Source organism: Streptosporangium sp. NPDC002607 (assembly GCF_053592655.1).
Genome location: NZ_JBSFWD010000026.1, coordinates 103,113 through 120,311, shown reverse-complemented (window position 1 = coordinate 120,311; position 17,199 = coordinate 103,113). Strand labels below are relative to the sequence as shown.

Annotated in this window: 17 protein-coding genes; 4 read left to right on the top strand and 13 right to left on the bottom strand. The window is 71.5% G+C overall.

From position 1 onward, the window contains the following. Positions 1-108 precede the first annotated feature (108 nt). Entirely contained in the window at positions 109-1,368 is a 1,260-nt protein-coding gene (locus tag ACWD3H_RS27385) for a hypothetical protein (RefSeq protein ID WP_451957010.1), read from the top strand. Positions 1,369-1,460: 92 nt separating this feature from the next. Here ACWD3H_RS27385 and ACWD3H_RS27380 read toward each other — a convergent pair whose 3' ends face one another. Beyond that, complete coding sequence (locus ACWD3H_RS27380; protein ID WP_355551589.1) at positions 1,461-1,988, bottom strand: MarR family winged helix-turn-helix transcriptional regulator; 528 nt, start codon at positions 1,986-1,988, stop codon at positions 1,461-1,463. A gap of 107 nt (positions 1,989-2,095) precedes the next feature. On the opposite strand from ACWD3H_RS27380, the gene ACWD3H_RS27375 reads away from it, so the two are divergent. Then, positions 2,096-3,154 carry an alkene reductase gene (locus ACWD3H_RS27375; RefSeq protein ID WP_451957009.1) on the top strand — a complete coding sequence of 353 codons (1,059 nt, stop codon included), beginning with the start codon at positions 2,096-2,098 and terminating at the stop codon, positions 3,152-3,154. 93 nt (positions 3,155-3,247) lie between these two features. On the opposite strand, the gene tsaD is transcribed toward ACWD3H_RS27375, so the two are convergent. The 12 genes from tsaD to glmS form a co-directional block, all read right to left on the bottom strand. After that, positions 3,248-4,279 (bottom strand): tRNA (adenosine(37)-N6)-threonylcarbamoyltransferase complex transferase subunit TsaD, encoded by a 1,032-nt coding sequence (gene tsaD, locus ACWD3H_RS27370; RefSeq protein WP_451957008.1) that lies wholly within the window; start codon positions 4,277-4,279, stop codon positions 3,248-3,250. Next, positions 4,272-4,724: a ribosomal protein S18-alanine N-acetyltransferase gene (gene rimI, locus ACWD3H_RS27365; protein ID WP_350911433.1), complete on the bottom strand. Its 453-nt coding sequence runs from the start codon at positions 4,722-4,724 to the stop codon at positions 4,272-4,274. Before rimI ends, tsaD begins: the two co-directional genes overlap by 8 nt. Continuing rightward, positions 4,721-5,404: a tRNA (adenosine(37)-N6)-threonylcarbamoyltransferase complex dimerization subunit type 1 TsaB gene (gene tsaB / locus ACWD3H_RS27360; RefSeq protein WP_451957007.1), complete on the bottom strand. Its 684-nt coding sequence runs from the start codon at positions 5,402-5,404 to the stop codon at positions 4,721-4,723. The genes rimI and tsaB overlap by 4 nt, the downstream gene beginning before the upstream one ends. A gap of 116 nt (positions 5,405-5,520) precedes the next feature. Further along, a complete protein-coding gene (locus tag ACWD3H_RS27355) occupies positions 5,521-6,075 on the bottom strand; it encodes a class F sortase (RefSeq protein WP_355551575.1) in 555 nt (184 codons plus the stop codon). Positions 6,076-6,081: 6 nt separating this feature from the next. Further along, positions 6,082-6,759 (bottom strand): hypothetical protein, encoded by a 678-nt coding sequence (locus ACWD3H_RS27350; protein ID WP_451957006.1) that lies wholly within the window; start codon positions 6,757-6,759, stop codon positions 6,082-6,084. 169 nt (positions 6,760-6,928) lie between these two features. Continuing rightward, a complete protein-coding gene (gene tsaE, locus ACWD3H_RS27345) occupies positions 6,929-7,426 on the bottom strand; it encodes a tRNA (adenosine(37)-N6)-threonylcarbamoyltransferase complex ATPase subunit type 1 TsaE (RefSeq protein ID WP_451934970.1) in 498 nt (165 codons plus the stop codon). Then, positions 7,423-8,499, bottom strand: a complete 1,077-nt coding sequence (locus ACWD3H_RS27340; protein ID WP_451957005.1) for an alpha/beta fold hydrolase — start codon at positions 8,497-8,499, stop codon at positions 7,423-7,425. The genes tsaE and ACWD3H_RS27340 overlap by 4 nt, the downstream gene beginning before the upstream one ends. A gap of 20 nt (positions 8,500-8,519) precedes the next feature. Beyond that, a complete protein-coding gene (gene alr / locus ACWD3H_RS27335) occupies positions 8,520-9,647 on the bottom strand; it encodes an alanine racemase (RefSeq protein WP_451957004.1) in 1,128 nt (375 codons plus the stop codon). Beyond that, a complete protein-coding gene (locus ACWD3H_RS27330) occupies positions 9,644-11,257 on the bottom strand; it encodes an NAD(P)H-hydrate dehydratase (protein ID WP_451957003.1) in 1,614 nt (537 codons plus the stop codon). Before ACWD3H_RS27330 ends, alr begins: the two co-directional genes overlap by 4 nt. Before the next feature lie 10 nt (positions 11,258-11,267). Beyond that, a complete protein-coding gene (locus ACWD3H_RS27325) occupies positions 11,268-11,618 on the bottom strand; it encodes a holo-ACP synthase (protein ID WP_451957002.1) in 351 nt (116 codons plus the stop codon). Between the two features lie 106 nt (positions 11,619-11,724). Then, complete coding sequence (locus ACWD3H_RS27320) at positions 11,725-13,140, bottom strand: PhoX family protein (protein WP_451957001.1); 1,416 nt, start codon at positions 13,138-13,140, stop codon at positions 11,725-11,727. 178 nt (positions 13,141-13,318) lie between these two features. Beyond that, positions 13,319-15,160: a glutamine--fructose-6-phosphate transaminase (isomerizing) gene (glmS, locus tag ACWD3H_RS27315; RefSeq protein WP_451957000.1), complete on the bottom strand. Its 1,842-nt coding sequence runs from the start codon at positions 15,158-15,160 to the stop codon at positions 13,319-13,321. A 122-nt stretch (positions 15,161-15,282) separates the two neighbouring features. On the opposite strand from glmS, the gene coaA reads away from it, so the two are divergent. Both coaA and ACWD3H_RS27305 read left to right on the top strand, forming a co-directional pair. Next, entirely contained in the window at positions 15,283-16,218 is a 936-nt protein-coding gene (gene coaA / locus ACWD3H_RS27310; RefSeq protein ID WP_355551553.1) for a type I pantothenate kinase, read from the top strand. A gap of 424 nt (positions 16,219-16,642) precedes the next feature. Beyond that, positions 16,643-17,170, top strand: a complete 528-nt coding sequence (locus ACWD3H_RS27305; RefSeq protein WP_451956999.1) for a DinB family protein — start codon at positions 16,643-16,645, stop codon at positions 17,168-17,170. Positions 17,171-17,199: the final 29 nt, after the last annotated feature.

Below are 17,199 nucleotides of genomic sequence, written 5' to 3'. Positions count from 1 at the left end.
AGGTTGCCGGGCGGGAGTTCTCTCTCGCCTCCGATTTCATCCCGTTCATCGGCAGAACCGACCCAATCCAACCGCGCGGCTGAGCGTCGGCGAGCGAAGGAGCTCTCGGTGGATCACTCTGACCACGCCCTGCTCCAGGCGGGCAGCCAGACCGCCATCTCCGACCGGATGCGCGAGCTCCTCGCCCGGGCGGCCCAGGACCACGTCTACGAGCAGCGGACCCAGGGTGCCGTGCTCGACGAGATCCGGCAGCGCCTGGAGGGCATGGAGTGGCTGCTGCGCGAGGTCAGGGAGCGCGAGATCGGCGGGCTGAACGGCACGCTCGAGTCCGTCAACGGGCGCCTGGACGACATCGCCGCCCGCCCGCCCTCCTGGGCCGAGGGCCTGGCCCAGCACGTCGAGGCGGTCCGCGACCACGTCGACGCCGTCGGCGAGCGGGTCGAGTCCTTCGGCAGGCGGGTCGACGCCGTCCGCGACCGGGTCACCCCCCTCGGCGAGCTGCCGAGCCTGTGGACCGATCTCGGCACCGTGGGCGAGAGCGTGGACGAGGCGCTCACCCGCCTCCGGGCGATCTCCGACGGCACCCAGGGCATCGACGAGCAGGTGCGGCAGCTGGCCGAGCACCTCGGCCGGCTCCAGGCCGACATGGGCATCGCGGCGCACCGGTTCGGCCGCCTGGACAGGGCGCTGGCCGACCTCTCCCAGCGCGCCGGGCGCATCGAGGCGGGGATGCTCGGCCTGTCCGCGAGCGTCCAGCAGGCGGTCGGCACGGCCGCCGACCGGGTGCTCTCCGCCGTCGAGCAGGTCAACGGCAGGGTCGAGCGGGTGGGGGCCGGGGTCGATCTGGTGGTGCCCAGGATCGACGAGCGCGCCGCCGCCGTGGAGAGCCGCGTCGACCGGCTGAACGGCCATCGCATGGCGGCGGGTGGCCGTTTCGACACCCTCGACGAGCGCCTCGACGACATCGAGGGCCGCCTCACCGGCCGGATGGACGTCATCGACTCCCGCCTGTCCACCCTGGACGGCCGGGCGGAGAAGTCCGGTGAGCGCCTGGAGAGCCTGGACGAGCGCCTTGAGGCGCTGCCCTCCGTCCTCGGCGTCGGTATCGGCGTCAGCGCGCTCATCGGCGCCCAGACCGACGAGCAGCGCGAGCGCTTCGACTCCCTGGACGAGCGCGTCATCCGGGCCGAGGCCGCGCTGGCACCGCTGACCGAGATGCTCCGCGCCCAGCCCGACCGCGACCAGCTCTCCGACGCCCTGAGCGAGACCGTGGAGCCCGCGCACGCGGACCTCACCCGCCGGCTGGGCGCCCTGGAGGAGACCATGCTGGCCCTGGCCGAGGCACTGCTCCGCCCCACCAGGGACTGACCGGAGCCCTCCCAGGCAGGGGCCCGTGCGCGGGACTCCCACACGCCCTGACCGGTCCGGGTCCGCTCCTTGCCGATCCCGTACCGGTGCCGTCAGCCGGTCCGAGCGGCGTCGAGGGCCTGGTCCCCGGCCGGGTCCCGCGCACCCGCCTCGCGGCACAGGTTGCCCCTGACCACGCCGAGCAGGGACGTCAGCTCCTCCGTCTGCTCCTCCGTCAGCCCCCGGGTCATCCGGCGGTGCATCTCGGTGAGGACCCGGTCCACCTCGGGGCGGAGCGCGTGCCCCCTGGGCGTGATCTCGACGATGCTGATCCGCCGATTGGCCAGGTCGGGCCTGCGGCTGACGAAGCCGCTGCGCTCCAGGCGTTGCAGGGTCTTGGTCATGGTGGACACGTCGATGCCGACGATCCTCGCCAGCGCGTTCTGCGACTGGGGGCCGTTGTCCCACAGGGCGCCCAGCACGCGCTCCTGGCCCGGGTAGAGGTCGATCTCCCCGAGAAGGCTGGCGAGCAGGACCCGGTGGCCTCGGGCGGCGTAGGCCATCAGGCAGTTGAGGTCGGCGTCGTACTCGCCGCACCCCTTGGTCGCTTCGCATCCCTCGTCGAACAGCGGCTCCGCCATGTTCAGGTCCTTCCGTCCCCTCCGAGACTACCGCTTGCATGTTGGCCGACCAAGTTGTAGAACTGCTTATTGGCTAGCCAAGTTGGCCAGCCAAGAAGGGAATCGTCATGCCGTTCTCACCGTTCACGCTGGCCGGCCTCCAGCTGCCCAACCGCCTGGTCATGGCACCCATGACCCGCTCGCGGTCCTACGTCGACGGGATCCCCTCGTCGCTGACCGCCCTCTACTACGCCCAGCGCGCCTCCGCGGGCCTGATCATCACCGAGGGGGTGCAACCCAGCCAGGCCGGAAAGGGGTACATGAACACCCCGGGCCTGCACACCGACGAGCAGGTGGCGGGATGGCGGGAGGTCACCGACGCCGTCCACGCGGCGGGCGGCAGGATCTTCGCCCAGATCATGCACTCCGGCCGGATCGGCCACCCCGACAACACCGGCGCGCTGCCCATCGGGCCGTCCGTCGTACGACCGGCGGGTCAGATCTTCACACCCAACGGCCTGCAGGACTACCCCGCGCCCCGGGAGCTGACGACCGCCGAGGCGGAGACCACCATCCAGGACTTCGCGGACGCCGCCGCCCGCGCCGTGGACGCGGGCTTCGACGGGGTCGAGCTGCACGGCGCCAACGGCTATCTCATCCACCAGTTCCTGTCGCAGAACGCCAACCTGCGCGAGGACCGCTTCGGCGGCTCGGTGGGCAACAGGATCCGCTTCGGCGTGGAGACCGCGCGGGCGGTCGCCGACCGGATCGGCTCGTCCAAGGTCGGCATTCGGATCTCACCCGGCAACGGCGCCGGGGACCTGGTCGAGGAGGACCGGCAGGAGGTCTACCCGGCGCTGGTCTCCGAGCTCGCCGGGCTCGACCTGGCCTACCTGCACCTGGGGGTGAACGGTTCGGACGACCTCAGCCTGGAGATCCGCAAGTCCTGGCCGAACACCCTCATCGTCAACGACGCGTCGATAGGCGACCCGGCCGCCAGGGTCTCGCACTCGCTGGAGCGCGGCGCCGACCTGGTCTCGCTGGGCGCGTCGTTCCTGGCCAATCCCGACCTGCCGGTCCGCCTCCGCCTCGGCGCCGAGCTCAACCAGGCCGACTTCAGCTCGGCCTTCGGCGGCGACCACCGCGGCTACACCGACTACCCGGTGCTGGCCCTGCACTCCGCGTAGGAGCGGCACCACAGCGCCTCGAAGAGCCCGGAGAGCCGCCGCCCACGGGGGCGCGGCGGCCCGGGGCGGAGCCCCGCGACGGCCGTGAGCCCGCTACACGTGGACCGTGGTGACGGGCAGCGAGGAGTCGGCGGGAATGTCCAGCGGCGACGGCTCGACACCTGCCGCCACCAGATCGGAGCCCAGCGCCGCCACCATGGCACCGTTGTCCGTGCACAGCCCGGGACTGGGCACCCGGAGCCGGACCCCGGCCGCCTCGCAGCGCTCCTGCGCCATCGCCCTCAGCCGGGAGTTGGCCGCCACCCCGCCGCCGATCAGCAGGTCACCGACGTCGTACTTGGCACACGCACGCAGGGCCTTGCGGGTCAGCACGTCGACGACGGCCTCCTGGAAGGACGCCGCCACGTCGGGCACGTGGATCGACTCACCCGTCTTCTCCCTGGCCTCCACCCACCGGGCCACGGCGGTCTTCAGGCCGGAGAAGGAGAAGTCGAGCGTCCCGTCGTCGTACTTGCCGCGCGGGAACGCGATGGCCGCGCCGGAGCCGTCGCGGGCCACCCTGTCGATGTGCGGCCCGCCGGGGAAGGGCAGGCCGAGCACCCTGGCCACCTTGTCGAACGCCTCGCCCGCGGCGTCGTCCACGGTGGACCCCAGCGAGATGACGTCCCTCGCGACATCGGGCACCAGCAGCAGGGACGAGTGCCCGCCGGAGACCAGCATGGCGATACACGGCTTGGGCAGGGCTCCGTGCTCCAGCTGGTCCACCGCGACGTGGGCCGCCAGGTGGTTGACGCCGTACAGCGGCACGCCCAGACCCAGCGAGTACGCCTTGGCGGCGGCGACGCCGACGAGCAGCGCGCCGGACAGACCCGGCCCGGCGGTGACCGCGATCGCGTCGATGTCCGCGAGGCGCAGGCCCGCCCGTTCCAGTGCCCGCTCGACGGTCGGGGTCATCGCCTCCAGGTGCGCCCTGGAGGCGACCTCGGGCACCACCCCGCCGAAACGGGCGTGCTGCTCGACGCTGGAGGCGATGGCGTTGGCCAGCATGGTGTGCCCCCGGACGATTCCCACTCCCGTCTCGTCACAGGAGGTCTCGATGCCCAGGACCACCGGTTCGTCACGCATGGAGATCCTTTCTCATCATGATCGCGTCGGTGCCGTCATCGTAGTAGCGGAGGCGCATGCCGATCCGCTCGAACCCGAACCTGTCATAGACCGCCTGCGCGCCCGGGTTGTCGGCGCGCACCTCAAGGAAGACCGAGACCGCGCCCCTGCGCTCGGCCTCGGTCAGCAGCTCGGTCAGCAGGGCGCCGCCGATGCCGTTCCGGCGCCACTCGGCCAGGACCGCGATGGTCTGCACGTCGGCCTGGTCCCCCGCCGCGGCGAGGCCCGCGTAGCCGACGATCGCGTCCTCGGCCAGGGCCACCACGTAGTGCCTGGTCCTCGGCTGGTCGTCGAGTTCGCCGCGGAGCATGCCCTCGCTCCAGGCGTCGGCGGGAAAGGTCCTGCGCTCGATCTCCATGACCGCGGGCAGGTCGTCGAAGGTCATCTGACGGAGCACCGTCGTCATGCGGAGACCTTCTTGGGCGCCGAGGGCACCCGGGCGTCGGGACGGCGCAGATAGATCGGGTGGGGCAGGCCGAGCACTGGGTGGGTGCCGCTCTCGACGACCGTGTGGACGCCCGGCTCGCCGAGTTGCTCGGCGGCCAGCGCCGCCAGCGCGCCCGCGTGGGGATACTCCGGCGCGTCCAGCAGCCGGGAGGCCCCGACGACCTCGGCGTACATCCGCGCGCCCGCGCCGACCAGCGGGAGCTCCCCCGGCAGGTCCTGGGGCCGGTCCACCGCGGGGCCGGACAGCCGGGTGCGCATCTCCTGGTAGTGCCCCCAGAACACCTCCTTGCGCCGGGCGTCGGTGGCCACCAGGAAGGGCTCGGTCAGCCCGCTGCCGTAGGCGAGCGCGTCGAGCGTGCACACGCCGTACGCCGGGACGCCCAGTGACGTCGCGAGGGCCTGGGCGGTCACCAGGCCGACCCGGAGCCCGGTGTAGGGGCCGGGGCCGGAGCCCGCGACGACCGCCGTGACGTCGCGGAGCGAGGCTCCGGCCTCACTCAGGACCGTCTCGATCGTGGGTACGAGCAGCTCGCCGTGACGGCGCGCGTCGACCGTCGTCGACTCGGCGAGGACCCTCGCACCGTCGTGCAGCGCTGCTGTGACGGCGGGGGTTGCGGTGTCAAAGGCCAGGACCAGCACGAACAGTTAGCCTAGTCCTTCCGGGGAGGGCTCAGGAGCGCCGCCCTGGTGGGGCGGCCCGCCGCGCCCCCGTCCGAGCCCTGTACGGGGCCCGCGCGGGCCCCGGGCAGCTGGGCTCAGGTCTTGACCAGGGTGGCGTAGACGATGAGGTTGTCGCGATATTCGTGGTTGTCCCAGTCGAAGGTCCCGCCGCAGGTGATGAGCCGCAGGCCGTCCTCAAGGTAGACCTTGTCGGCGGGGAACCGGCTCTTGCTGATCTGCTCGATCGTGTCCACCCGGTACTGGGCGACCTTGCCGTCGCTGCGCACCACCTTGATGACCTGTCCCTCCCGCATCTCCTTGAGCTTGTAGAAGACGGCGGGCGCGGTCTTGGTGTCCACGTGCCCGAGGATCACCGCGGAACCCTCGTCCCCGGGGACCGCGCTGTCCTTGACCCAGCCCGCGGTGTTCGGCTTCTCGTACGGCGGCAGTTCGATCCGGCCGTCCTTCACGCCGAGCTTCATCAGGGGCGCCTTGATACCCAGGGACGGGATGTCGATGCGGCTGGGCACGATCGAGGCCCGGACCGGCGGCTTCTCCTCACCGCCGTCCCTGCTGTTGAGCGCGACCATGACGGCACCGGTGACGACTCCGGCCAGGATGATCCTGGACCAGCGGGTGGAATCGGCCATCGGGGACTACGAGCGGCGGCGACGCACGACCACGATGCCGATGCCACCGGCCAGGGCGAGGGCGAGCAGGACGCCCGTCGTGCCGATCGGCCCGCCCGAGTCGGCGGGGCCTCCCGCCGCGGTGCCGCCGCCGCCCGTGCCCGGCGCCTCGGTGCTGATGATCGTTCTGGTCGGCTTGGAAGTGGGCTTGGACGTCGGGCTGGAGCTCGGCTCGGTGTCGGCCACGATCCTGAGGTTGGTCTTGCCCGTGTCGTTGGTCCCCTCGCACCTGGCGTTGACCTCGTAGACACCGGCGGCCACGCTGTCGGCGACGGTGGCCTGGCCGCGGACCCACGGACGCGGCGTCGGGCTGGCGGTGTTCGCGGGGGCCGGCGTGGGCGTCGCGAGGATCGGGTCGAGGGTCACCGGGGTGCGGAAGATCCGGGATGACGCGGTGCCGCGGTGCTCGGGACCCCCCTGCGGGATCGGGCAGTTCGCCAGGACCCACACCTTCTGCCCGGCCTTGGCGCGGGCCGGCTGGAGCTGGACCTCGATGTCCTGCCGGCTGATGCCGGAATCAGGCGGGGTGGGGGTGGGGGTGGCCGTCGGGCTGCCTGAGTTGGCCTCCGCCGAACACCCGACCAGCCCGACCATCCCGAAAAGAACGATGGCTCCCGCAACCGCGACACGCTTGACGCTTGGCACCGTCGAACTCCACTTCGCCCTCCGGCCGACGACCCTCGCCCGGCACGATGTCCCACCTGTTCCCCATTAAACATGGGCAAACCCGCCAGAGTCGATCAACGCGCCCGACGATCTAGACCAATGGGGCGGGGTACCAGCCTGTCAGGATTTCCCAGCCCCCGTGGGCAAATCAGATGACACCTTCCCAGCGCGGTCCGACCCCGCGGAGGGTCACGGTCCGTTCCTCACCCGGCTCGCCGGACGCGCCCCTGCCGATGAGGATCTCCAGCCGGTCGTCGGCGAGCCCCTCCACCAGGCCCTCGCCCCACTCCACGACGGTCACCGACTCCTCCAGCGAGGCGTCCAGGTCCAGGTCGTCGACCTCCAGGTCCCCGCCGAGGCGGTAGGCGTCGACGTGGACCAGTGCCGGACCGCCGGAGAGCGAGGGGTGCACCCGGGCGATGACGAAGGTCGGCGAAGTGATCGGTCCGCGTACCTTGAGCCCTTCTGCGATGCCCTGCACCAGGGTCGTCTTGCCCGCGCCGAGCGGGCCCGACAGCACGGCCAGGTCTCCCGGCCGCAACAGCTCGGCCAGCCTCTGGCCCAGCTCCCGCATCTCCTCGGCGGTCGCCACGACTATCACCGGTGCGTCACTCCTGTCACCACTCCCACCCGTGTCCGGGCTCATCGGTTCTCGTCGCCCGCGTCGGTGTCGGCGATCGCCCGCTTGAGCAGGTCGTGCAGCGCGTTGTTGACGAGCGCCGGCCGCTCCAGGTGGACCAGGTGCGAGCTCTCCGGGATCTCGGTGAACCGGGCGCTCGGCAGCGCCGCCGCCATCGCCTTGCTGTGCTCGACGGGGGTGAGCCAGTCCTTGTCACCGACCATGATGGAGGTGGGCACCTCGTCCAGCACACCCAGCGCGCTCAGCTTGTCGTGCGACATCAGCGCCGGGTAGAACTCGGCGATCACCTCGAAAGGGGTGGAACGGATCATCGACTCGACGAAGTCGACGACCGTGGGACTGACGTTCTTGGAATCGCCGAACCCCAGGTGGCGCAGGGCCAGGAAGGCCACGTCATTGCCGACCTGGCGGCTCTTGTCGACCAGCGCGCCACCGCGCCTCAGGATCGACACCGTGCCCGGTGTGACCTTGTGCACCGCCTTCGACAGCAGCGCGGGCAGGCCGAGGGAGATCTCGCCGAGCTTGCCGGGGGAGGTGGAGATCAGCGCGACGCCCTTGATCTTGTCGCCGAACAGCTCGGGGTGCCGGTCGGCGAGCGCCATGATCGTCATACCGCCCATGGAGTGGCCGACGAGCACGCACGGGCCCGGCACCAGCGCCTCGACGATCTCGGCCAGGTCGTCGCCGAGCCGGTCGATCGAGCAGTCCTCCGTCGGGATGCGCGGCGATCGCCCGTGGGAGCGCTGATCCCACAGGACCAGGCGGTAGGCGTCACCCAGATCGCGCCGCTGGTAGTGCCAGGAGTCGAGGTTGAGCGTGTAGCCGTGGCAGAACACCACGGTCAGCGGAGCGTCTTCCCGGCCGTCCACCTCGGCGTACAGCGAAACGCCGTCGGAGGTGGTGACCGTGGTGGGACGGCCCCGGAGCTCTCCAAGCGGCTCGCTCGCCTCCAGGTCGGGGCGGAGTCTGATGCGGCCAACGGCGTACCGCTTGGCGAGGGCCCCGGCGGCCACTCCCGCGGACGCGACACCGACGATCGCGCTCGCGATACCGACCTTGCGCCGTGTGGTAGTACTCATGCGACCCCCTGAGCTCCCTTTTACCGGTAAACGCGTGGGACCCGCGAACCGATCCCGGTCACGATCTCATGCGTGATCGTGCCGAGGGAATCCGCCCATTCCTGGGCGGTCGGCTCGCCCCGCGATCCGTCACCGAACAGGATCACCTCGTCGCCCTCCGCCAGTGGGTCGTCCCCTACGTCGATCATGAACTGGTCCATGCAGACCCGACCGGCGATCCGCCGCCTGCGGCCGCCCGCCAGCATCTCCGCCAGGTTGGTGGCGCGCCGCGAGATCCCGTCCGCGTACCCGAGCGGGACGAGACCAAGCGTGGTCTCCCGATCCGTGACATACAGGTGGCCGTACGACACACCCGATCCGGCGGGCACCCGCTTGACCAGCGCGACCCGCGCCACGAGCGTCATCACCGGGCGCAGCCCGAAGTCGCCGAGCTCGGGCACGGGGCTCAGCCCGAAGGTCGCGATCCCGGGACGGACCATGTCGTAGCGCGCCTGTGGCAGCGTCAGGGTGGCCGCCGAGTTGGCGATGTGCCTGATGACGTGGGAGCCTCCGGCGCCCGCCTTCTCCGCGACGGCCAGCGCCTCGTCGAACGCCGTCAGCTGGGCCACGATGGATGGATCTCCCGGAATGTCCGCGCAGGCGAAGTGGGACCAGAGCCCGGCGACCTCGACGGTCCCCTCGGCCTGCCGCCGCAGCGCCCGGTCGAGCAGGTCGGGCCACTCACGCGGCGTCGCACCACCACGTGACATGCCGGTGTCGGCCTTCAGATGCACCCTGGCCGTCCGGCCGGTCAGGGCCGCGGCGTCGGCGATCGCGTCGACCACCGCGACCGAGCCCGCCGACAGCTCGATGTCGTGCTCGACCGCCTGCGCCAGAGGCTCGCCCGGCGGGAGGATCCACGCCAGGATCGGCGCGGTGATCCCGGCGGCCCGCAGCTGGAGGGCCTCGCGGACGTAGGCGGTGCCCAGCCGCCCGGCACCGCCCTCCAGGCAACCTCGCGCGGCGGGGACCAGCCCGTGCCCGTAGGCGTCGGCCTTGACCACCGCCATCATCTCGGCGCCGGGGGCGTGGCTCCCGAGCAGCGCCAGATTCTCGCGGATCGCCGAGAGGTCCACCCGTGCCTCGGCGGGCGTCATCGGGAAGCTCATCGCTCCAGTTTGGCAGGTGAGCGGCTCTGCCTGAGCCCGTTGGCCAATGACCGCACCGTCTCCGGCAGGGCCTCGGCGACGTCGGAGGCGGCGAGAGGGCCGCGCCGACCGGCGATTCCGTGCAGGTAGGCGGCGCAGGAGGCCGCGTCGTAACCGCTCAGTCCCGCGGCCAGCAGCGCGCCCGCCAGGCCGGCCAGCACGTCGCCGGTGCCGCCGGTCGCGAGCCAGGGACTTCCGGTGGGGTTGATCCTGACCGGCCGCCCTTCCTGCGCGACCAGCGTGGTCGAGCCCTTGAGCAGTACGGTCACGTCCAGCTCGGCCGCCGCCCGCCGTACGTTCTCCAGGCTCCGTGCCTCGATCAGCTCCCTCGGCACCTCCGTCAGGCGGGAGAGCTCGCCGGCGTGCGGGGTGATCAGGACGGGCGCGTCGCGGCGGAGCAGTGACCGCTCCTGGGCCACCAGGGTCAGCGCGTCGGCGTCGACGAGCACGGGGACGTCGTCGGCCAGCACCGAGCGGGCGATGGCGCGCGCCTCGTCGCCGGTGCCGAGCCCGGGACCGAGCACCCACGCCTGCACCCGGCCCACCTCCTCGACGCCCTCGCCGGGGGCGAGCGTGGTGATCACCGCCTCGGGCCAGCGGGCCCGCACCTGGGCCACCGGCTCGGCGACCCCCGCGTAGCGGACCATGCCCACCCCGGCCCGCAGGGCCCCGCCCACCGCCAGCACCGCCGCACCGGTGTAGCGCTCGCTGCCCGCCGCGATCCCGACGACGCCCCGGCGGTACTTGTCGGAGGAGGCACCGGGCCTGGGCAGCAGGGCGGCCACGTCGACGTCCGTCAGCGCGACCGCGTCGGGTTCCGGCAGATGGGGGCCGAGACCGATGTCGACGAGTTCCGTCCGGCCCGCGTGCCCGGCGCCGGGATCCACCAGCAGCCCGGTCTTCCACGCTCCGAACGTGACCGTGGCGTCCGCGCGGACCGCCGCGCCCTCCACCTGGCCGCTGCTCGCGTCCACCCCGCTCGGCAGATCCACCGCGACGACCTCGCCGGGCGCGTCACCCGCGAGCCGGGCCAGGGTCGCGTACGGCTCCCTGAGCGCCCCGGTCCCACCGATCCCGAGCATCCCGTCCACGATCAGGTCCGCCGCGCCGATCAGGTCGCGGACCGCCCCGCCCACCACCGCGTCACCACCCGTCACACCGTCCCCGGACGCTCCCGCGAGGTTTCCCGCCGCCGGCCCCTCCGAGGCGACCGGCCGGCCGGCCAGGGTGGTCGCGGGGGTAGCGGCTTCGCCGCCGGGCAGGTCGGTCACCCGGCCGCCCGCGCGGCGCAGGGCCTCCAGTCCCGCCTCGTGGACGCGCTTCCCGGCGATGATCGCGTCAACCCCGGCCCCCCTGGCCGCCAGGCGTGCCCCGGCGTAGAGGGTGTCGCCGCCGTTGTCACCGCCGCCGACGAGCAGCACGACGCGGGAACCGTACACGCCGCCGAGCATCCTGGCGCAGACCACCGCGAGCCCGGTGGCCGCCCTCTCCATCAGGGTGCCCTCGGGCAGGGTCGCCATCAGCGCCGCCTCGGCCGCCCTGATCTGGTCGGATGTGTACGCGGTCCGCATTCCACCGAATTTATCCCTCGGCGATCACATAGGCGATGGCGACACCCCCGTCGTGCGTCAGGGAGACGTGCCATCTGACCACGCCCAGGGCCAGGGCGACGTCCGCCGCCTTGCCGGTCACCCGCAGCTCGGGCCGCCCGTGCTCGCCGGTGAGCACCTCGGCGTCCAGGTGCCGCAGCCCGGGGGGCGCGCCCAGCGCCTTGGCGACGGCCTCCTTGGCCGCGAACCTGGCAGCCAGCGACTCCGTCGCCAGCACGCTCTCGGCGGCGGTGAACAGGCGCCCCCGCAGCGCGGGCGTCCGCACCAGGGTCGCCTCGAACCTGGCCACGTCCACGACGTCGACGCCGATCCCAACGATCATTTCCCCAGGTTACCGATGATCTTCACCGGCCGCCCGCCCCGGCCGCCCGCCGGCACGGACGTCGTACGACCGGCCCCGGAGCGGGTCGCGGGGGTCGGCGGGGAGGTCAGAAGCCGCCGCGCTGCCAGGGTCCCCAGATGGCGAAGCTCATCCCCGCCGACGACTGGACGTTGACGTAGAGGGTGTGCCCGCCGGGACCGAAGGTCGACCCGGCGAACTCGGCGCCCGAGTCCCCGGCGACGGGGGCCAGCCGGGAGAAGTCGAAGATCTCGCCACGGCTGGTGAGGCCGCGCAGGTAGTTGTCGCCCGAGCCGTCCTCGCACAGGACCAGCGTGCCCCGGGGGCTGGCGGTGACGTTGTCCGGCAGGTCGAGGGTGACCGAGCCCGGCGACTCGTAGACGAGCCTGAGCCTCCCGCTCCACGTCTCGTACGCCCACACCTGGCCGCGCCCCTTGCCGAAGCCGCTGGGCGGGGTGTCGCCGGACGCGGTCGCGCCGCCCTGCGTGGAGGTGAAGTAGATCGTGCCGTGATGGTTGATCGCCCCCTCCAGCCGGGAGAAGAGCGCCGCCCCCTTGGCCCTGCCCTGGTTGCCGACCGCCTGGACCGCGAGGTCGTTGGCGGGGGTGCCGATGAAGGTGGGGTCGGGGTCGTCGATGTCCACCCAGGTGGTCGTGTAGGTGGCCCCCCTGGACTGGCCGACTGAGAGGTCCTTGCCCGGCGCGCCCCGCACGGCCAGCATCTGCAGCCTGCCGCCGTCGAGGATGCGACCGGCCCGGAGCGGGTTCTTCGGCGGCAGGTAGCGGTAGAACCCGGAGGCGAACGCGAAATTGTCCTCGGTGAGGTAGACGGCGCCGGTGAACGAGTCGAACGCGGCCGACTCGTGGGCGAACCGCCCGGCGCTCCTGATCGGTCCTGAGGCCCTGCCGTCGATCGGGACCTCGAAGATGTAGCCGTGCCTCTGGGTGAGCTTGCCGTTGTCCTGGCCGGTGAAGTCGTTGCCCACGTCCGGCCCGTTGACCGTCTCCTCGCAGGTCACCCAGGCACCCCAGGGCATCGGGCCGCCCGAGCAGTTCATCTGGGTGCCGGTCAGGCTGGGGGCTGCGGAGATCACCTTGCCGTAACGGGTGACCCTGAGCGTGGAGGTGCCGCCGCCCGCCGCCGGGTCGTAGGCCCTGGCCGGGTCGCCGAACGCACCGACCGGGCCGTTGACCTCGTGGTTGCGGACGAGGATCGCGGTGTTCGCGGGCCCGCGGAACGCGGCCATGCCGTCGTGCCTGGAGGGGACGGCGGACCCGTCGCCGAACCTGTCCCCGGCGACGCTGAAGGAGGCGTAGCGGAAGCCGTCGGGCAGATGAAGCCGGACCGCGCCGTCCCGCTCGTCGGCGACCGGCCTCAGCGGCCCGTACCCGCCTCCGGGGCGGGTCTCCCCGTTCAGCCCCGCCCGCGCGACGCCGGCGAACGGCCCGGCCACCCCTACCGTGGCCAGCGCACCACTACCGGCAAGGAAACGACGACGATCCATCTTGCGACTCCCTGAGGTCAGGTGGATTCACGTCACGTTAATCCGCCGTCAGCAGTCCGCTATATGGCATATATCGACAATTAACCGTGCAAGAAAGCGGGCAGCTCCTGTTCCCACTTCTGCCCCCTGGTAATCCATAGGGGTTGTCCACAAGCTGTGGACAACCCCCGTCCGGGGCTTACTCCACCGTGACCGACTTGGCGAGATTGCGGGGCTGGTCGACGTCGTGCCCCTTGGCGGTGGCCAGCTCACAGGCGAAGACCTGGAGCGGCACCGTGGCGACCAGCGGCTGGAGCAGGGTCGGCACGGCCGGGATGCGGATCAGCGTGTCGGCGTACCGCTCGACCACGTCGTCGCCCTCCTCGGCGATGACGAGGGTCCTGGCGCCCCTGGCCCTGATCTCCTGGATGTTGGACACGATCTTGTCGTGGATCACCCGCTGGCCGGACAGCGAGGGGACGACCACCACGACCGGGAGCCCCTTGTCGATCAGCGCGATCGGGCCGTGCTTGAGCTCCCCCGCGGCGAAGCCCTCGGCGTGCATGTACGCCAGTTCCTTGAGCTTCAGCGCTCCCTCCAGCGCGACGGGGAAGCCCACGTGCCGCCCGAGGAAGAGCACGCACCGCTCAGCGGCCAGCGATCTGGCCAGCGCGCGGACCGGTTCGACCGTCGAGAGGACCTCGCTCACCTTCGACGGCATCTCCGCCAGCCGGTCGACGATCTGGGTGATCTCGTCGCCGAACTTGGTGCCCCGGACCTGCGCGAGGTAGAGCGCCACCAGGTAGCAGGCCACCAGCTGGGTGAGGAAGGCCTTGGTGGAGGCCACCGCGACCTCCGGGCCCGCGTGCGTGTAGAGGACGGCGTCGGACTCGCGGGAGATCGTGGAGCCGTTCACGTTGCACACCGCCAGCACCCGGGAGCGCTGCCCGCGCGCGTGCCGTACCGCCATGAGCGTGTCCATCGTCTCGCCCGACTGGCTGATCACGACGACCAGTGTGTCCCGGGTGAGGATCGGGTCGCGGTAGCGGAACTCGCTGGCCACCTCGACCTCGCAGGGCAGCTGAGCCCAGTGCTCGATGGCGTACTTCGCGATGAGCCCGGCGTGGTACGAGGTCCCGCAGGCCACCAGGATGATCTTGTTGATGTCGCGTAGCTCCTGGTCGGACAGGCGCATCTCGTCCAGCACCAGCAGGCCGTCCTGGCCGACCCTGCCGAGCAGCGTGTCGGCGACGGCCCTGGGCTGCTCGGCGATCTCCTTGAGCATGAAGTGGTCGTAGCCGTCCTTCTCGGCGGCCGAGGCGTCCCAGCCGATGTGATAGTCACGCGTCTCGGCCGGAGCCCCCTGGAAGTCGAAGACCGTGATCTTCGAGGGACGCAGCTCGACCACCTGGTCCTGCCCCAGCTCCACCGCCTCGCGTGTGTAGGCGATGAAGGCCGCCACGTCCGAGCCGAGGAAGTTCTCCCCGTCCCCTCTGCCGACCACCAGCGGCGAGTTACGCCGCGCCCCCACCACCACCTCGGGCTCGTCCACCGAGACCGCGAGCAGCGTGAACGCCCCCTCCAGCCGCAGGCAGACCCGGCGCATCGCCTCCGCCAGGCCACCGGCGGCGAACTCCTCCAGCAGATGCGCCACCACCTCCGTGTCGGTCTCGGAGACGATCCGGTGGCCCTTGTCCTCCAGCTCACTCCTGAGCGCGGCGAAGTTCTCGATGATCCCGTTGTGGATGACCGCGATCCGCCCGTGACAGTCGGTGTGCGGGTGGGCGTTGCGGTCGGTGGGCGCCCCGTGGGTGGCCCATCTGGTGTGCCCGATCCCGACCGTCGACGGCGGCGCGGGCCGCGAGACCAGTGCCGAGCGCAGGTTGGCCAGCTTCCCCGCCCGTTTCTCCACGACCAGGCCGCCGGATCCGACCAGTGCGATTCCCGCCGAGTCGTACCCCCGGTACTCCAGCCGGCCCAGTCCCTCGACGGCGACCTCGATCGCCTGCCGCTGTCCCGTATATCCCACTATGCCGCACATGACCTACCCCCTTCCCTGAGAGATCGGCCACCTTGTCTATGGAGAACCCCCCAGACACCCCAAGAATCCCGCCTGGCACCCGGCAGGATCGTACGCAGAGGCGATCAGTAGGCTTGCTGAACATGGCCAACGGTTTGGACACCGCGACACCGTACGTGCAGCTGAGCCGGGCTCAGTGGAGCGACCTGCGGAAGAACACCCCCCTGACGCTCACCGAGAGCGAACTGGAGGAACTGCGCGGCGTCGACGACCCGATCGACCTGACCGAGGTCACCGATATCTACCTGCCGCTCACCCGGCTGCTCAACCTGCACTTCACCGGAGTCAGGCAGCGCAGCGCGGCACTCAACACCTTCCTCGGCGGCGAGCGGCGGACGGCCCCGTACGTCCTGGGCATCGCCGGCAGCGTCGCGGTCGGCAAGTCGACCACCGCCAGGCTGCTGCACACCCTGCTGGCCCGCTGGCCGGAGCACCCCCGGGTGGACCTGATCACCACGGACAGCTTCCTGTTCCCGAACGAGGTCCTCACCGCCAGGAACATCATGCACCGGAAGGGCTTCCCGGAGAGCTACGACCGGCGGGCCCTGGTCAGGTTCGTCGCCGACGTCAAGGCGGGCCTGCCCGAGGTGACGGCCCCGGTCTACAGCCATCTGGAGTACGACATCGTGCCCGGTGCGACCCAGACCATCCGCCGGCCCGACATCCTCATCGTCGAGGGCCTCAACGTGCTGCAGCCCGCCCCGCCCACCGCGCTCGCGATCAACGACTACTTCGACTTCTCCATCTACGTGGACGCCAAGGTCGAGCACATCCGCGACTGGTACGTGGACCGCTTCCACAAGCTGCGGCAGACCGCCTTCGAGGACCCGAAGTCCTACTTCAGGCACCTCGCCGAGCTGTCCGAGGAGCAGGCGACCGAGTTCGCCAAGGACATCTGGCGCGACATCAACGAGCGCAACCTCCTGGAGAACATCGCCCCCACCAGGGGCCGCGCCGACCTGGTCCTGCACAAGAGCGCCGACCACTCGGTCAGCCGCGTCCGCCTCCGCCGCATCTGACTTTCCGCCCCTTTCGCCCCCTAGGATCAGCGGCGACCGCGGTCACCCTCGGCGCCGCCCAGGTCCACGGCGACGCGCCGCTCACCGAGGCGCTGGCCGGCCTGCCGCTCGACACCCCGTGGACCAAGCGGTACGCCTTCGGCCTGCTCCCGATCGGCGACGCGTTCCTGGCCTGGTCGAAGACCGCACGGCCGTGGGTGACGCCCACACCGCCCCCGCCACCGGCGAGCATCTCGTGGTGGCGGCGGATACCGCTGCTCTCGCTCCTGGTCCTGGCCGGCACCGCACCCTGGCTGCCCGCCCTGGTACGGCGCCACCGACACCGCCGTACTCCGGCGTGACATCCCACAACGCCGGCTGGGGAGGGTCCCGGCCGCCGGAAAACGGCTTTCTGAACGGACCGGCGCTGTGGCAGGGTCGGCCGGTGACTGTTTCCCGTGGTGAACTGCTCCGCTGGCAGTTCGAGCTGACCTGGTCGCTGTTCGAACTCCATCTGGAGCGGTTGCGGCCGGAGGACTTTCTCTGGGAGCCCGCGCCCCACTACTGGACGGTGCGCCCGGGCGTCGACGGGATGTGGGTGCCGGACTGGGACGATGCCGAACCCGATCCCATTCCGGTCCCCACCCTCGGCTGGGTCACCTGGCACATCGGCTGGTGGTGGACGGTGACCATCGACCACGCGCGGGGGCGGACACCACGTGACCGGGAGGAGATCGGGTGGCCGGGCGACGGGCAGGCCACCGTCGACTGGCTACGCGGCCTTCGCGTGGAGTGGCTGGCGGTGCTGGACCGGCTCACCGACGCCGACCTGGACGCCACCGCCCCCTTCCCCTGGCCGGACAGCCCCGAACTGACCGTCGCCCACATGATCGCCTGGGTCAACTCCGAACTGATGAAGAACATCGCCGAGATCGGCCAGCTCCGCCTGCTCCGCGCCGCGTCCGCCGGATGAGAGGCCGGAGATTCTCCGGGCTTCAGTAA

Coding starts and splice junctions, on each gene's coding strand:
- ACWD3H_RS27320 (WP_451957001.1), bottom strand. CDS start 13,140: ATGGATCGTCGTCGTTTCCTTGCCGGTAGTGGTGCGCTGGCCACGGTA.
- coaA (WP_355551553.1), top strand. CDS start 15,283: ATGGCCAACGGTTTGGACACCGCGACACCGTACGTGCAGCTGAGCCGG.
- ACWD3H_RS27340 (WP_451957005.1), bottom strand. CDS start 8,499: ATGAGTACTACCACACGGCGCAAGGTCGGTATCGCGAGCGCGATCGTC.
- ACWD3H_RS27375 (WP_451957009.1), top strand. CDS start 2,096: ATGCCGTTCTCACCGTTCACGCTGGCCGGCCTCCAGCTGCCCAACCGC.
- ACWD3H_RS27355 (WP_355551575.1), bottom strand. CDS start 6,075: ATGGCCGATTCCACCCGCTGGTCCAGGATCATCCTGGCCGGAGTCGTC.
- alr (WP_451957004.1), bottom strand. CDS start 9,647: ATGAGCTTCCCGATGACGCCCGCCGAGGCACGGGTGGACCTCTCGGCG.
- glmS (WP_451957000.1), bottom strand. CDS start 15,160: ATGTGCGGCATAGTGGGATATACGGGACAGCGGCAGGCGATCGAGGTC.
- ACWD3H_RS27325 (WP_451957002.1), bottom strand. CDS start 11,618: ATGATCGTTGGGATCGGCGTCGACGTCGTGGACGTGGCCAGGTTCGAG.
- ACWD3H_RS27380 (WP_355551589.1), bottom strand. CDS start 1,988: ATGGCGGAGCCGCTGTTCGACGAGGGATGCGAAGCGACCAAGGGGTGC.
- rimI (WP_350911433.1), bottom strand. CDS start 4,724: ATGACGACGGTGCTCCGTCAGATGACCTTCGACGACCTGCCCGCGGTC.
- tsaE (WP_451934970.1), bottom strand. CDS start 7,426: ATGAGCCCGGACACGGGTGGGAGTGGTGACAGGAGTGACGCACCGGTG.
- ACWD3H_RS27330 (WP_451957003.1), bottom strand. CDS start 11,257: ATGCGGACCGCGTACACATCCGACCAGATCAGGGCGGCCGAGGCGGCG.
- tsaD (WP_451957008.1), bottom strand. CDS start 4,279: ATGCGTGACGAACCGGTGGTCCTGGGCATCGAGACCTCCTGTGACGAG.